Below are 14,625 nucleotides of genomic sequence, written 5' to 3'. Positions count from 1 at the left end.
ATGGCATTTTTGCCACATGCTTGTCGACAATGTGAAATAATCCGTCAATTCATCTACCAAGTCTTGAAATTAAACGCGCTTATCGGCATCGTTTCTAACATCGACTAGTGCCTAGGATGGGGCACATTCTTAGAGGAGAGGCACATGAAAAGATTTCCATCACGCCACCATTGCGCCCTTGGTGCATTGGCAGCGGCACTTGCCTTCACACCGACAGCCGCCTTCGCCCAGGATGTTGGCGAACCCGATGCGGATCTGGTTGAAGGGGCCGATGTCGAAGACCAAAACGTAATCATTGTTACCGCGCAAGGGCGATCGCAGGTCTTGGCGGATGTTCCAGTCGCCGTGTCAGCTGTTTCCGGAGAAACCCTCCAGAATTCGGGCGCCAGCGACATACGTGAGCTGAACCAGGTTGCACCGTCCCTGCTGGTGTCTTCCACCGGCAACGAAGCTAACGGTTCCGCGCGTATTCGCGGTATCGGCACGGTCGGCGACAACCCTGGTCTGGAAAGTTCGGTCGCGGTTTTCGTCGATGGAGTCTATCGCTCTCGTTCGGGAAGCGCCCTGAGTGAGCTCGGCCCTATCGACAGGGTCGAGATACTTCGCGGTCCCCAAGGTACTTTGGGCGGGCGGAACTCGTCGGCAGGCCTGATCAATATCTATACCGCACCGCCCGAGTTCGATTTCAGCGCATACGGGGCCTTCACTTATGGCAACTATGATGCGATCCGCGTCGAAGGCGGCATAAACGCTCCGCTTGGCGACAGAGTAGCTGCGCGCGTTGACGGCGTGTATTTTGAGCGCGACGGCTTCTACAACGATATTACCAATCGTGGGACGATCAACAATCGCGATCGTTATCTGGTCCGCGGTCAGCTCCTGTTCGAACCTAACGACGACCTGTCCATTCGCCTTGTCGGGGATTATTCCAAAAAGGACGAAGCGTGCTGTGCCGCGACGTTCGTCCAGCCCGAGTTTGCTCCGCTTGCACGGATCAGCGCTGGATTTGATCCCTTTACGAGGCCATCGGATGGGGCCGCCCTGACGAGTACCGCAAATCCGATCGTTCCCGTGTTGCTTGCGCTTGGGCAGGATCCGCGTGCCCTCACCCAAGACACATTCAACCGCGACCTGTACCCTACGCCAGGCAGAAGCTATGAAGGCGAAACCGAAGACTACGGTATTTCGGCTGAGATCAATTGGGATTTCGGGAACGTCACGTTGACGTCTATCACGGGCTACCGTGAATATGCCAACAGCCAGGGATCTGACACCGATTACACTACTGTCGATATTCTCTACCGCGCTCCGACCGAGAATGCTCTTGCTCGAGACTTTGAAACATTCACTCAGGAACTGCGCCTTACCGGTGAGGCCTTCGATGGCAAACTGGATTGGTTGATCGGCGCGTATTACGCCAATGAAGAACTGCAGGTGCGTGATAATCTGCGGTTTGGCACCCAGTACGGCAATTTCGTAGCGTGCCGCATCGCGATCGCGATCAATCCGGCTTTGGTCAATCCGGGGGCTTCCAATTGCCTGGGTGCCAACGTGGCGGCATTGGACGGTACGCTGACCGGAAGCCCGGCATTCGGCGCTGCAACCCCGGCGATCCTCGCAGGTATCAACAACCTTGCAAGCATCAGCGATTTGGGAACGGTCAGCGAGGTCTACAATCAGACGAGTGAGAACTTCGCGTTCTTCACGCATAATATCTTTGCGATCACGGATACGCTCGATTTGACGCTGGGGCTTCGTTATACGAACGAAACCAAGGACTTCGACGCAACTTTCCGCAACGACAACACGGTTTGTCCGACAAACCGCAATCTGCTCGGAGGCTTTCTGGGTGTTCCGACTTTGGCACCTCTGGCCGGTGGTATCATCAGCCTTTCCTGCCAAGGCAATTCGACATCGGAGCTCGATGGAGTTTCTCTCGAAGACTCGCGCGAAGAAGAGGAGTTTACCGGCACGGCTATCCTGAGCTGGAAGCCAACTCCCGATCTGCTAGTCTACGGTTCGTATTCACGCGGCTACAAGGCGGGCGGTTTCAACCTCGACAGGTCTGCACTGTCAAATCCGCTTGCGTTCGATCCGGCCAATATCTCGGCAGCCGCGCTGCAGTTCGATGAAGAAACAGTCGATGCATATGAGATCGGCCTCAAATACTCGACACGCGAGTTCGGGGTTAGCATTGCAGGCTTCCGGCAAGAGTTCAGTAACTTCCAGTTGAACACGTTCAATGGGGCGTTCTACATCGTGCAGACGGTCAATAGTTGCGATAGCGATCTCGGCGGGGCCGACAGGGACGCAAGCGCGACAACCGGAGCATGCTCTTCCGATGAAGTTGCACCAGGTGTGATCGCTCAAGGTGTCGAGATCGAAACCTATCTACGGCCCGCTCGTGATTTGGATATTACCCTTGGCGTCACCTATTCTTATACGAGCTTTGAAGACAATCTTATCGGGGACGATACCGGGGTACCGCTCGACCCCGCACTACGCTTGCTGCCAGGCGACAACCTGTCGAATGCACCAGAGATCGTGGCAACATCGTCGCTTACGTGGACGCCGCCAATCGGCGACAGTGGGCTCGAAGGCCTGGTCTTCGTGAACGCTCGTATGGCTGGTGATTACAACACCGGTTCCGACCTGATCTTCGGCAAGGAACAGGACAGCTTCGTCGTAGTGAACGGGCGTGTGGGTCTAACCAATATTGCGGATCGCTTCGCGATCGAGGGATGGGTCAATAATTTGTTTGACGTTGGGTATACGCAGGTGGCCTTCAACACGCCTTTCGTGGCTCCGCAACAAACGTTCTCCGCTTTTCTTGCGGAACCGCGGACTTACGGCATCACCGTGCGCGGCAAGTTTTGAACTTACTCGCTAATTGCAAGAGGGTTCGGCGCTTCGCTGTGTCGAGCCCTCTTTTTCGAACTTTTATTTGCTCACGACTAGGTGGCGTCCGAACAAAAGTTCCGTGTGCTCAATATCGTCGATGATGTGATAGGGAGAGGCCGGCAGCGGTGTTCGCTGCATGAATCCCTCTTTGCAGGGACTGACGTGACCCCCAGCTTTCGCCCAGCTGGGATTAGGGCCTAGTAGCGGCATTGTTGCGCATGAGCGCGGCTGAAGCAATGGGCTGGGTAGCGGTGCCCGTAGGGCGTAGCGAGGCAGGCCATTGGTTATTCAGTCGGGCGGCGAACGCCGCCGAGCTTGCGTAGCCGAGGGCTGAGTGTGGTCGCTCCCGAATGTAATCTTCAACCCCAACCCGAGATCTCGACGTGGCATGCGCGAGGCTGAGGAACAGCGTTTCGTTGAGCAGCTCGTCGCGCATGCGGCCGTTTGAGTAGCCCCTAGTTTTCTAGACGCCTTCGGCTTTCAAAATCTGCTGCCGTTCGAACTCGACGGGTGACAGCATCCCGTTCCTGACATGTTTGCGCACCGGGTTGTAGAACATCTCGATGTAATCGAACACGTCCTGCCGGGCTTCCTCGCGAGTTTTGTAGGTACGGCGCCGGATGCGCTCACGCTTGAGCGAGGAGAAGAAGCTCTCGGCCACGGCATTATCGTGGCAGTTGCCCCGTCGGCTCATCGAGTGCTCAAGATTGTGAGCCCGGATGAAGGCGGCCCAGTCTATGCTGGTGAACTGCGAGCCTTGGTCCGAGTGGATCAGCACCCGTTGCTTCGGTTTACGCCGCCATACCGCCATGTGCAGTGCCTGCAGCACCACATCGGTGGTCTGGCGGCTTTGGATCGACCAACCCACCACACGGCGGGAGTACAGGTCGATCACCACTGCCAGATAGGCAAAGCCTGCCAGGGTGCGGATGTAGGTGATGTCTGTTACCCAGACCCGGTCCGGCGCAGCCACGTCGAACTGGCGATCCAGAGTGTTGTCGACCACCAGGGACGGCTTGCCACCATGGCTGCCCGGCCTGCGCTTGTAGCCGATCTGTGCCTTGATGCCCGCCAGCCTGGTCAACCGGGCAACGCGGTTCGCGCAGCAGGTCTCGCCGTGATCAAGCAGGTCATCGTGCAGCTTGCGGTAGCCATAGACCTTGCCGCTGTCGTTCCACGCTTGCCGCAGCAGCTCCGTCTGCCGGGCATCTTCCCGGGCCCGCTGGCTCAGCGGGCTCTTCTGCCAAGCATAGTAGCCACTCGGCTGCACAGCGAGGCACCGGCACATTGCCCGCACGCCGAAACGATCGCGATGCTCGGCAATGAACGCGTACCTCACTTTGCATCTCGGGCGAAGTACGCGGTGGCTTTTTTAGGATGTCGCGCTCCTCCGTCACCCGGGCCAACTCGCGCTTCAACTGGCGGATCTCGGCATCCTTGCTCGCATCGCTAGACACTTGCCTGCCCAGCTGTCGCTTCCACGCATACAGCGAGTGCTGGCTGACACCGAGCCGCTGCGAAACCTCGGCTACCGGATATCCACGCTCGGTGATCTGGGCCACCGCATCGCGCTTGAACTCATCACTGAAGTTGGGCTTCCCCATCGTCGCCTCCTGTCCTCAAAATTAGGATAGAAGGCGTCCAGAAATCTAGGGGCTACTCATCCACCGCGGATTCGGCAGAGCCAGGACCGGTGCTGGCGCTCTGGTTCGCATAGCCCGCTTGCGGCCGCGTCGCCACCTGACTGCTAGTCTCTCTTACTGATATAGGCGCTGGGTCTTCTTCCGGTTGATCATGATCCCCTCCCGACGCAGCAGGAAATGCAGGCGGCGGCAGCCGAACCAGCGACGCTGGTTGGCCAGTTCGCGCAGCTTTTCGCGAAGCTCAGCGTCAACGTCCCGCGTGGAACGGTACCGCACACCCTTGCGATCGGTATCGATGACCCGGCACGCCCGCCGCTCGCTCATCCCATGGCAGTCCCGGAGATGAGCCACAGCTTCGCGCTTCGCGCCCGGCGGCAGAATTTTTTGCCAGGAGATCCTTCAGCGCCGCTTTGTCCAGCATTGCATCGGCCAGCAGACGCTTCAACCTCGCGTTGTCGCTTTCGAGTTCCTTCAGCCGCCGAGCCTCCGAAACCTCGAGCCCGCCATACTTCGACTTCCAGTTGTAGATCGTCGCTTCCGCTATACCATATCGACGGGCCAAATAGGCGGTCTTCGCTCCAGCTTCGGCCTCCTTAAGCAAGCCAATGATCTGCTTTTCGGTGAACCTCAGTCACTTCGTCTCGTCCGTCCTTCCAACAGGGCCGGTCTCTCGTCCAGATCGGAGGAAAATCAGGGGGCCACATCACACTCGGCCACAGCCTCACAGCTTCACTCAATGCAGGCGTTTCGTCCAACGTTTGCATTGCCTTACGATGGCACCCCTCATTTCGCGCGGACTACTGCGAAGCTTCAGATCGTTGTTTCAAACGCCAGCGAAATGGCAAGCCCTCGTAAGACATAGCCTGCCTTGACCGTATATTTCAGCTTGGAGGCGCTATCGAGATTAATGAGACGTCCATCATTCCTTGCTGCAATAGCTGAGTCGAGATGCGGCTCCTCCGCCCTCACCCGAGAGGCGATAATAGGGACGGAACTATTTTCACCTATCATAAATTTAGTGTCGCGCCCGGGGAGCTACCCTTCCGACTTCGGTCGGCGGCCACACAACTTTTCACGATCGCCACCACCTCGTCTAGGCACCCAAGTATCTCTCGGGGTACTGCACGGCAAAGTCCGACTGGGATTGCGCGAAATCATCTGCCAGGTCTGCCCCAAATGGGCGCGAAGATTAGCAACTGGTCCTTGTCCCGCGACTGCGGGCATATGTTCGTCAAAATCCCACCACAATTCTCGGTCGCTGATTTCGTGCGCCAGGCCAAGGGGCGCTCCTCGCGCAAAATCCAGCAGGAGTTCGAAAACATGCGCAAGCGCTACTCGGAACAGCGCTTTTGACAACGCGATTACCTCTCGACCACCTCCGGCAACTTCACCCAATGACATCTTCAAGCGCTATTTTGACCGGCGTACCCACAAAAATGGCTTCAGCCCCTCCGCTTGAAGCTACGGGCGTCAGCCGGTCAGTCATTCAGAGCGGACTACTGAGCGTGACCACGGTTGCCGGCCATTTCGATCCCCCAGCAACGACTGCTGAATCGCTGTCATCCCGAGGTAAGGAACATAATTTGAAATGCTTTATTATAATCAGTAAGATCTTCCCTGGGTTCGGATCGCGAAAGAACGTTTAGGCCAATTATCTGACCAAGAGCCATAGTAGCAATTCGACGTGCATCGACTTCGCTTTTTCCAAGTTCGATGTAGGCATCTGCAATTAACCGAATCCGTTCTTGATCGACACGTTGGGTTGTTTTTGATGCCGCTTCAGAAACCCGGGCCCATTCTTGCAGGGCCCGCTCAACCGGTCCACCAGGGACATCGTACCTTTGATTAAATGCTAAACTGAAAAAATATCTTAGACGATCAATAGGATCGCTGAAACTGCGATTGGCGGCACGACCAATTATCCTTGTTGCAGTTTCGTACCAATATGAGAGGGCATCATTCAAAAGTGCGTCTCTTCCTTTAAAATGCCAATAAAAACTACCCTTTGTAACATTCAAATCTTTAGCAAGGGATTCTATTTGAATATTAGCGACACCCACCTCGCCAATGGTTTTGAGGGTGTGTTTTAGCCATGCGTCCTTCGATAGTTGCTTAGAATCGCCACTCTTACCCTTATCGTTAAGCATATATGTCCCAATATCTAATCTCGTGCCCAGCCAAGGTTGCATGATATCCGCTGGTTCGATAGGTAAGATTACACCCAAAACGCGTTTTCGTGCAGGAGATAAACTTTAAAGCAACGCGTCGACTCACCCCACTTTGCGACGACTGCGACGAAGTCCGGTGCATTTCTAGTATTGCGCAGAATGAGCTAAGATTGCGTGAACAAGTGAATTGTTGAGGTCCGCCCGATTTGGGGCCCAGATCCCCTGTATGGTTGAGATGAGAGTAACCACTCGGCGAAGAGGGGGCACTTGCGCAATTTTTCCCATATGGTCCTTTCTGAGGCTCGAAGTTGCCGTTCTGCCTTTGTGTACCCAGTCTGTTTCAATATCCGACGGCTTTTGATCAGCTCACGAGGTCGCCTTGCCAGAGCTATGGGCAACATGGGGGCTGGCAACGGTTGGCCACTGATAGCCCGGTTGGTTTATTGGGTCCACGTGAGATAAATCAAGACGAAACGAGCTCGTTGGCGGCATACTATCGAATCGCAGGAGACTTGAAACGACTCCTGGAAACACCAACGCAATTTTTTGGAGGGATCACGCCCCGCCTTTTGTGATCATCTTTCATGAAGGTAGCTGACGAGACCCCCGGCTGTCCCCCAGTTGGGATTAGAGCCATTCGGTTGCTTATACTCCTACCGAACCTTGGACCACGCGGGCCTGGAGTTTTCCACCTGGCTCAGGTCCGGTGGGTTGGTCGCACCGGCTGAGTTTGGCAGCAAGATCGGAGGGATATTCCAGATCGCGCTGTGCGGTCGCTCTTCGTCGTAGTGTCTACGTTACGCCTCCAGCTTTTCGCAAGCACCTTGCACAGCCTTCGCTGGTTTCCGGCCTCGTCGTGGTTGAGGATGCGGTCGCCCCCGCTCAGGAGCCCAGGCTCGAACGGCTTATCGATGCGGCACCGCTCTCGCCCAGCAACAGGAAGCGGTGCGCGTTCAAGCATTCACCCGTTGCTTGCTGTTGAACGCTTCGATGAACACGTTATCTGCGGGCTTACCAGGGCGAAAGAAGTCCAAGGTAACACCGCGCTGGTAAGCCCTCCGATCCATGTCTCGCGAGATGAACTCGCTGCCATTGTCCACCCGTATCGTCTTTGGATAGTCGATCTTCTGGCAAGCCTTTTCAGGCGTTGCGACCACATCTTCCCCCGGTAGCTGAACCGCGGATCGATCACAGGTGACAGACGCGAAAACGTGTCGACTACCGTCAGGATGCGCAGTTTGCGACCAGTCGCAAGCTGGTTTTGAACAAAGAACATCGCCCACACATCGTTCGGCCGGATCGCCATCGATCGATCCTCCCGCAGCTTGGCCTTCACCCGACGCTTGGACCTCTCGTTCCTGAGCTGAAGACTTAACTCCTTGTAAAGGCGATAGGCCTTCTTCATGTTCACGCCCCAACCGTGGTGGCGAAGAATGTAGTACACGCGCCGATAGCCGTAGCGGACATGCGTCTCGCAGGTCTCCCTGATACGCTCCTTCAAAAAATGACGGATCGTTGCGGCGGAACCAGTAGTGATAGGTCGAAGGATCGAAGTGCAGTATGGCACATGCTCTGCGGATCGTCACCTGCAAGTCCTGCCGAACCTCGTCGTTGATCTCGCGCTCTCGATCCGGCCTCAGAGCTTACGCTTGATGACATCCTGATGCATCGCACGATAGAGCGTCAGGTCTGAGACGATCTGCTTCAACTGCCGATTCTCGTCCTTGACCTCGCGCAGCCTCCGCACCTCCGACGGCAAAAGTCCGGCGTACTTCTTCTTCCAATTGAAGTACGTCGTCCGGCTTATTCCGCCTTGCGGCAGATCTCCGCCACCGGCGTCCCTTCCTCACCCTGCTTGATGACGAACGCCTTCTGCGCGTCCGTCAACTCCGATGCCTTCATGCCATAACTCCTCGGCCAGCCAAGGATATCTACGGCAGAAAAGTCTAACCGCGAATGGTCCAGGATTCAGGTGGCAGAGTAGCCCGTGCCTGGATCGAGCCGCTGCCTTGGGCGAGGACTACAATCGGGAGAGAACGCAACTGTTCTGGTGTACGCAAATCCGGCGGCGTTCGGCGCAGAACTGATAACGCAACAGCTATTCCCGCAACGCCCAACTGGCTCCGCTAAGGCGCCCAACACTTCAACCGAACACATGCGCAACGAAGCGGTTTGACTTTGATTTTTTCCCGAGCAAATTTTGGGAGCTACGTTAATCAGCATCCGGTGTATCAAATGCCGAGACAACCGTTGCGCGGCCAACCGCGTTATCGGACGGATTCAAACGAGCCAGGTTGAGTGCAGGTCAACGGGCCGACCGGCCCCGGGTATCCGGGGATCAGCCATTTCATGCTCGCCACCGGAATATGTCGCTTCGACCATTTCTTGGTTGAGGCTTTCGTTCACCTTCGCCCCATTCAACACCTTTGCGTTCAATTATAATTATCCCTAATACTTTGATATCAGTCATCGATTGGGAGAAAACGATGTAGCCATTCACAATAGTCGTCGTGAGTTTTCACTTTTTCTCACCTCTCAGAACCGATATGAGATTCTTCAGCGGCGTCTCAGAGTCAACCAGCGCCTCGACCGCGACTTCTGCCCTTGCCTCCACTAGCTTAAGGCCTTGGACGTAGTCTTTCATCGCATTTACACAGTCGAGTGCGATGACCTTACCCCGTTTTAGGTAGATCACCGAAAAGCTTCGTTTGAACGGATCACCGCGTAGAACGGTCTTGTCATGGCCTGCAGATAGGCCAGCCGTCTGTAGCCTCAAGTCGTATTGATTGGACCAAAACCAAGGGGTCGCTAAATAAGGAACTTGGCTTCCGCACAGGTTTTTCGCAACTGTATTTGCCATCCCACCGGCGTTTTGCACACTCTCAATCCGGATCATCTTACCATCGGCAAAACTGTTGGCTTGAAGGGCGACATCGCCGATGGCGTGGACATGCGGCAGACTTGTACGGCAATACTCGTCGACGGCCACGCCATTAGGCGTATCGGCGCCAGCTGCGGAAAGTTGCTCGACGACGGGAACAATGCCTATGCCGACGATGACCATGTCGCAGTGGATAACTTCACCATTATCCAACTTCACGCCGGTGGCTTTGGTACCATCCCCTTGAATGCAGTCGACCACTGTATTGAGTCGAACCTGCACACCGTGCACTCTGTGCTGTGCCTCGAAGAACCGGGAAATCGCTTCGCACGCGACGCGGGCCAATACGCGTTCCATTGCTTCGAGTAACACGACAGTGCAGCCAAGTTTGCGTAGCACGGCTGCCGCTTCTAGTCCGATATAGCCGCCGCCGATCACCACGACCCGCCTCGCTCCGTTACCGAGTTGGCCCGTGATTGCGTCAACATCCCCCTTGTCGCGCACGGAGTGGATGCCTTGGAGGTCAGCGCCTTCGCAAGTTAGCTTGCGTGGTGAGCCGCCCGCGGCCCACACCAACTCTCCATAACCAAACGTTCGGCCATCCTGCAACGCAACGGTGCGAGCATCGGCATCAACCGCGACGACTTCACTACCAAGCATCAGGCGCACCTGCTTGTCTTTCCAAAAGCTGACGGGGCGAATCAGGATGCGTTCGAACTCTTTCTCACGCGCGAGATATTCCTTAGATAGAGGTGGTCGTTCGTAGGGTGGTTCTTTGTCTCGCCCCAACATGGCTATGGTGCCTTCAAAGCCATTCTGGCGGAGCGCCAGCGCAGTCTGGGCGCCACCGTGCCCAGTACCAACAATCAGCACGTCGAAACGATCAATCAACGCCGGTCCTCCTCAATGATTGGGACGCTCGATCCCGTCTGATGCTCAAATTTCGGCATCTGGCAAAACAGCCGAGAAGTCTCGGTGCAATTGCCGGAGCTGTGGGGCTCGTCGTTTCGGTCATAGTTCATGGATGGGGCGCTTTCTGGTATTACCAGCCCCGCCTGGTCCGGACATGTAGCGCCCCTACAGCAATCACGGCAATGCGTGAGTAGACCGCCTACTCCAATGACGTGACCCCAATCGAGGTGATGCTGGAGAGTACAGCTTGACTTTAATTCAGCGTTCCCTCCAGCCGTCAGGTTAGAATCTTAATTCTACACTTGCACCTATTTCGCGTGGGCGCTCATAAATGATGTATGCCCCGAGCGGACCCGGTGAGATCTGTTGAGCCACCGCTTCATTCGTAAGGTTCTTGGAGTAAACCCGGAATGTCAGATCATCATCTGGGCTAATCCAGCCGATCTCGGCTGAAAGCAGTTCATATGAATCCTGACCGAAAATGTTGAGGTAGTCGTAATAAACCTCACTCGAATGAAACAGGTTGCCGCCGATAAATGCTTCACCCTGAAACGCATCGAAAGTGTAGCGACCACCCAGCGTCAAAGTGAATTCTGGCGTACGGACAAGTTGATTTCCTGATGCGTCAGCCGAGGCAACCATGTTTCCCCCACCGGGCTGAGGAATGAACACCTGCGCACTTTCAAATTCATCGTAGGTGGCATGCGTGTAAGCCAGGGCAGCTCTCAGATTGAGGCCTCGCGTGGGCTCTGCTGAAAGTTCAAGCTCACCGCCGTAGATTTCCGCGCTTGCAGCATTCTGAAGAACGAAGGAATTGTCCGCCGCCCGCGCGGTAACTTGCAGATTGTCATAGGTATAATAGAAGGTCGCAAGGTTTGCGCGTAGCCATGGGAATGGATCGGATTTGATGCCGAATTCCAGTGCTTCGATGGTTTCGGGTTCGACAGCAACGCTGGAAGCGCTGAACGTGTTAAACGTGCCGCTCTTAAAGCCTGTCCCATAGGTCGCATAAAGGTTCAGGTCAGGTGAAGCTTCATACTGGACAGCCACCCGATAGGTAAACTTATCGAAATCTTCTTCTGCATCGGAGAAGAGCTGATTCCCGTTAATCCGTTGAGAAAACTTTCGTGTTTCAGTGGTGAACCGCCCGCCCAGAGTTACCGAAAGCCTTGGTGCCAACTCATAGGTTCCTTCGGCGAATACCGCTATCGAAGAGTTCTTGACTTCAGGTTCAATCGTGATCGGCGTAACAGGGGTCGCCGTATCCTGGCGATTTATTAATATGAGCGGCTGCTCGCCCTCAAGCTGGTAGTAATAAACGCCGGCAGTCCAACTTAACGGACTGGCATTGTCCGAAATCAGACGAAGTTCCTGCGTGAATGTGTCGGGCTTTACCCGCATGTTCGTTTCACCAAGGAGGATGTTGGTGGCATCGGAATCTGCGATCTGATGGACGCGCGTCTTCATATAAGAACTAGTCGATTCAAGCATAACTCCGCCCAGATCAATCTGCCCCTTCAGCGCAAGATCGAGACGGGTGAATTCCGACAAGCCCGGTGTTCCAAAGGCGAAGTTCGAGATTTCCCAAGGCTCGTCAGAGATGATCGCTCCGGCGAATTGTGCGCCACGGGTGTTGCCTTCAAAAGGCTGGGCGGTCGCCGCAGTTTCTTCGTGCGTATCGACGTAGGCAACCGTCAGAACGAACTCAGCATCGTCGCTAGGTTGAAACAACAGCTTGGATCTGATGGAAGCAATTTCGGTATCGCCGACTGTGCCGCCGCTGACCAAGTCAGTCGCGTATCCATCTTGATTTCGGTACAGTACCGCCAGATCGGCAGCGATCGAGTCTGTCAACCCGCCGGTTGCATAGGCGCGGATGTCGAAATTGTTCGAGTCTTCGCGCAGTCGGCCCCAGCTTCCCCTTACCCAGGCCCGTGGCGCGAACTGCGGATCCGGCGTCACGACGTTAACCAAACCGCCGGTCGCATTACGACCGAATACCGTACCTTGCGGTCCGCGCAATACCTCTACCCGCGAAACTTCGACGAGATCAATCTGTGTCGAATAAGGATCGCCTTGGTACACCCCATCGACATACACGGCGACGTTCGATTCATCACCCACTGAGGTGCCGCTGGATCCTACGCCACGGATACTGGGCTGCATCACGCTCTGATTGCGCCCGCCATTGAATCCGGGCACAAGCTGGTTGAGTGAACGGACCTGCTCGACGCCGGATGTCGTCAGCGCTTCGGTAGAAACTGCCGTCACCGCGACTGGCACTTCCTGCAGGCTTTCCTCACGGCGAGTGGCGGTAACGATAATCGTCCCATTGCCTTCCTCAGCCTGTGCCTCGGTCGCTCCTGCGAACTCGCCCGCTTGATCCTCAGATGCACCCTGCGCAAAAGCTGCGGCCGGGCAGAGCAAAACCGGCAGCGCAGCCACCGTTGTTAAAAAGTATACTTTCATAAAACCTCCCCAATTTGGCATAATAAAATTAGCAATCTATTCCTGTATTACTTTGCAGTAATTTTATTGCCTTGCTTCCTCAAAAAATCTCTAGCCAGTTTCTCGAGCCTCTTTTTGTCCGGCTTGCGTGCGGGCGTCTTTGGAAGCTCGTCAAGCAAGACGATTGCTCGCGGAATCTTGTAGTTGGTCAGGTGCTCGGCGCAGTGATTTAGGAGTGTCTTTTCAGTAATCCCGGCCCCCTGGTCGATTGCTACAAAAGCAAAGGGCACTTCACCCTTGCGATCGTCAGGCACTGAGATTACAGCCACATCCGTGACCTCCGGAACTTGGGAAATTACTTCCTCGATCTCGCTGGGATAGACATTAAATCCCGCAACAATGAGCATGTCTTTCTTGCGGTCGACGACTGTCAGAAAACCATCCGAAGTCAAACATCCGATGTCCCCGGTGGGGAGCCATCCGTCATCTGCACATGGTGGAAGGCCCATGTATTGCTCAATGACACGTTCTCCGCGGATCAAAATTTCACCGTTCTCATTCGGATCCAGCCGCTTGCCACTTCCATCGAGCGCAGCAATGGCCACCTCGATACCGGGCAATGGGAGGCCAGCAGTGCCGTACTTGTGCGAGCCGTCGAGTGGTTGCGCCGTCAGTGGGCCGCCTTCTGTCATGCCAAATGCCTCGAGTATCGGAAGGCCGGTCTTGGCCTCCCAACGCAGAAGGGTTTGCCGAGAGAATACCGAACCGCCGCCAGGGCACAGCCACAGCGCAGATAAGTCGGCATCAGGGGCTGCAAGGAGTCCCTGATAGATAGCCGCCGGACCACCGCTGAAGACGCTGACCCTGTGCTTTTCCATCAGACCTGCCGTGACGTCTGGCTGGAAGCGCGGAACGATTACGAGGGGAGCGCGCCCATAAACAGGATTGAAGCACCCCATGTGCAGGCCCCAGACATGGCTGACGGGGGCAACATTAAGCCAGACTTCTTCGTATAGGCGAGTAGGCCAAGCGGTTTGCATTGCCTTGATGCAGCTCATTTCCGAGCTTTGAGAGCGCCGGACACCCTTCGGTGCGCCCGTCGATCCACCCGTAAACATGATTATACAGGGGCTTTCGCCCGTTATTTCGAGTCCCGGCCGCTCTGGCGGCGTTTCCAGCAACTGCTCGATCGCAATGCCGCCCTCGCCCACGATCGCTAGTGGTTTACCAATGCTGCCGGCGGTGGCACCGGCGACCGTGGCGTTCTGTCCACCCGCCAGAACGAGATCGGGCTCCGCAATCCCGAACAACACTCCAAGTTCGCGCGGCGTATATTCGGCATTGACCATCGAAATCTCGGCACCAGCGCTCAATGCAGCGAAAATGGCGACGTTTGCCTCGATAGAATTCGGGATGGAAATCGCGACACGGCCTGATGGCGGGACAATCTCGCCAATGCGCGCAGCGAGACCTGCAACCGCAGAACCGTACTGCTCGTATGAGAGTTTTCGATCTCCCTCAATCAGTGCCAGCTTTTCAGGACAAGCTTCTACCGCGTCCCAGAACATGGTCACGACATCACTATATTCTTCGCGCAGGAAAGCTCGATCGCCTTCACTGAGACGACGAAGTATCTCGGTTCTGGTTTTCGACATCTGCATAAATACCATTT

Annotated in this window: 7 protein-coding genes and 3 pseudogenes; 2 read left to right on the top strand and 8 right to left on the bottom strand. The window is 55.6% G+C overall.

Features of this window, described 5'->3' with window-relative positions; translation table 11 throughout:
• Window positions 1-144 precede the first annotated feature (144 nt).
• Window positions 145-2,877, top strand: a complete 2,733-nt coding sequence (locus T8T98_RS01525) for a TonB-dependent receptor (RefSeq protein ID WP_322295789.1) — start codon at window positions 145-147, stop codon at window positions 2,875-2,877.
• Window positions 2,878-3,091: 214 nt separating this feature from the next.
• Here the strand turns inward: T8T98_RS01525 and T8T98_RS01520 are convergent.
• The 3 genes and pseudogenes from T8T98_RS01520 to T8T98_RS01510 all read right to left on the bottom strand — a co-directional run.
• Window positions 3,092-3,346 (bottom strand): annotated as a pseudogene (locus T8T98_RS01520) (integrase core domain-containing protein); the annotation flags it as partial.
• Between the two features lie 18 nt (window positions 3,347-3,364).
• A protein-coding gene (locus tag T8T98_RS01515) for an IS3 family transposase (RefSeq protein WP_089213974.1) occupies window positions 3,365-4,505 on the bottom strand; the annotation gives its coding sequence in 2 pieces (ribosomal slippage) (window positions 3,365-4,265 and window positions 4,264-4,505; 1,143 coding nt in all).
• Window positions 4,506-4,565: 60 nt separating this feature from the next.
• A pseudogene (locus T8T98_RS01510) lies at window positions 4,566-5,175 on the bottom strand (transposase); the annotation flags it as partial.
• Window positions 5,176-5,720: 545 nt separating this feature from the next.
• Between T8T98_RS01510 and T8T98_RS01505 the strand changes: the two are divergent.
• Window positions 5,721-5,897 (top strand): transposase, encoded by a 177-nt coding sequence (locus T8T98_RS01505; RefSeq protein WP_228766238.1) that lies wholly within the window; start codon window positions 5,721-5,723, stop codon window positions 5,895-5,897.
• 206 nt (window positions 5,898-6,103) lie between these two features.
• Here T8T98_RS01505 and T8T98_RS01500 read toward each other — a convergent pair whose 3' ends face one another.
• From T8T98_RS01500 to T8T98_RS01480, 5 genes and pseudogenes are all read right to left on the bottom strand, one after another.
• Window positions 6,104-6,733: a TetR/AcrR family transcriptional regulator gene (locus tag T8T98_RS01500; RefSeq protein WP_082737149.1), complete on the bottom strand. Its 630-nt coding sequence runs from the start codon at window positions 6,731-6,733 to the stop codon at window positions 6,104-6,106.
• A gap of 632 nt (window positions 6,734-7,365) precedes the next feature.
• Window positions 7,366-8,614, bottom strand: a pseudogene (locus T8T98_RS01495) (IS3 family transposase).
• Window positions 8,615-9,230: 616 nt separating this feature from the next.
• Entirely contained in the window at window positions 9,231-10,481 is a 1,251-nt protein-coding gene (locus T8T98_RS01490; protein ID WP_067186978.1) for an NAD(P)/FAD-dependent oxidoreductase, read from the bottom strand.
• 306 nt (window positions 10,482-10,787) lie between these two features.
• Window positions 10,788-12,974 (bottom strand): TonB-dependent receptor, encoded by a 2,187-nt coding sequence (locus T8T98_RS01485; protein WP_322295788.1) that lies wholly within the window; start codon window positions 12,972-12,974, stop codon window positions 10,788-10,790.
• A gap of 47 nt (window positions 12,975-13,021) precedes the next feature.
• Complete coding sequence (locus T8T98_RS01480) at window positions 13,022-14,623, bottom strand: class I adenylate-forming enzyme family protein (protein WP_082737147.1); 1,602 nt, start codon at window positions 14,621-14,623, stop codon at window positions 13,022-13,024.
• Between the last annotated feature and the right edge of the window lie 2 nt (window positions 14,624-14,625).

Origin of the sequence: Pelagerythrobacter marinus, from assembly GCF_034375205.1 — a bacterium.
Taxonomy (GTDB): domain Bacteria; phylum Pseudomonadota; class Alphaproteobacteria; order Sphingomonadales; family Sphingomonadaceae; genus Pelagerythrobacter; species Pelagerythrobacter marinus.
Note: the sequence above shows the minus strand (reverse complement) of the source record. Positions and strands in the feature narration are given on the sequence as shown.

Excerpts from the sequence above, each read along its gene's own strand:
- T8T98_RS01525 (WP_322295789.1), top strand. The coding sequence starts at position 145 with ATGAAAAGATTTCCATCACGCCACCATTGCGCCCTTGGTGCATTGGCA.
- T8T98_RS01505 (WP_228766238.1), top strand. The coding sequence starts at position 5,721 with ATGGGCGCGAAGATTAGCAACTGGTCCTTGTCCCGCGACTGCGGGCAT.
- T8T98_RS01500 (WP_082737149.1), bottom strand. The coding sequence starts at position 6,733 with ATGCAACCTTGGCTGGGCACGAGATTAGATATTGGGACATATATGCTT.
- T8T98_RS01485 (WP_322295788.1), bottom strand. The coding sequence starts at position 12,974 with ATGAAAGTATACTTTTTAACAACGGTGGCTGCGCTGCCGGTTTTGCTC.
- T8T98_RS01480 (WP_082737147.1), bottom strand. The coding sequence starts at position 14,623 with ATGGTATTTATGCAGATGTCGAAAACCAGAACCGAGATACTTCGTCGT.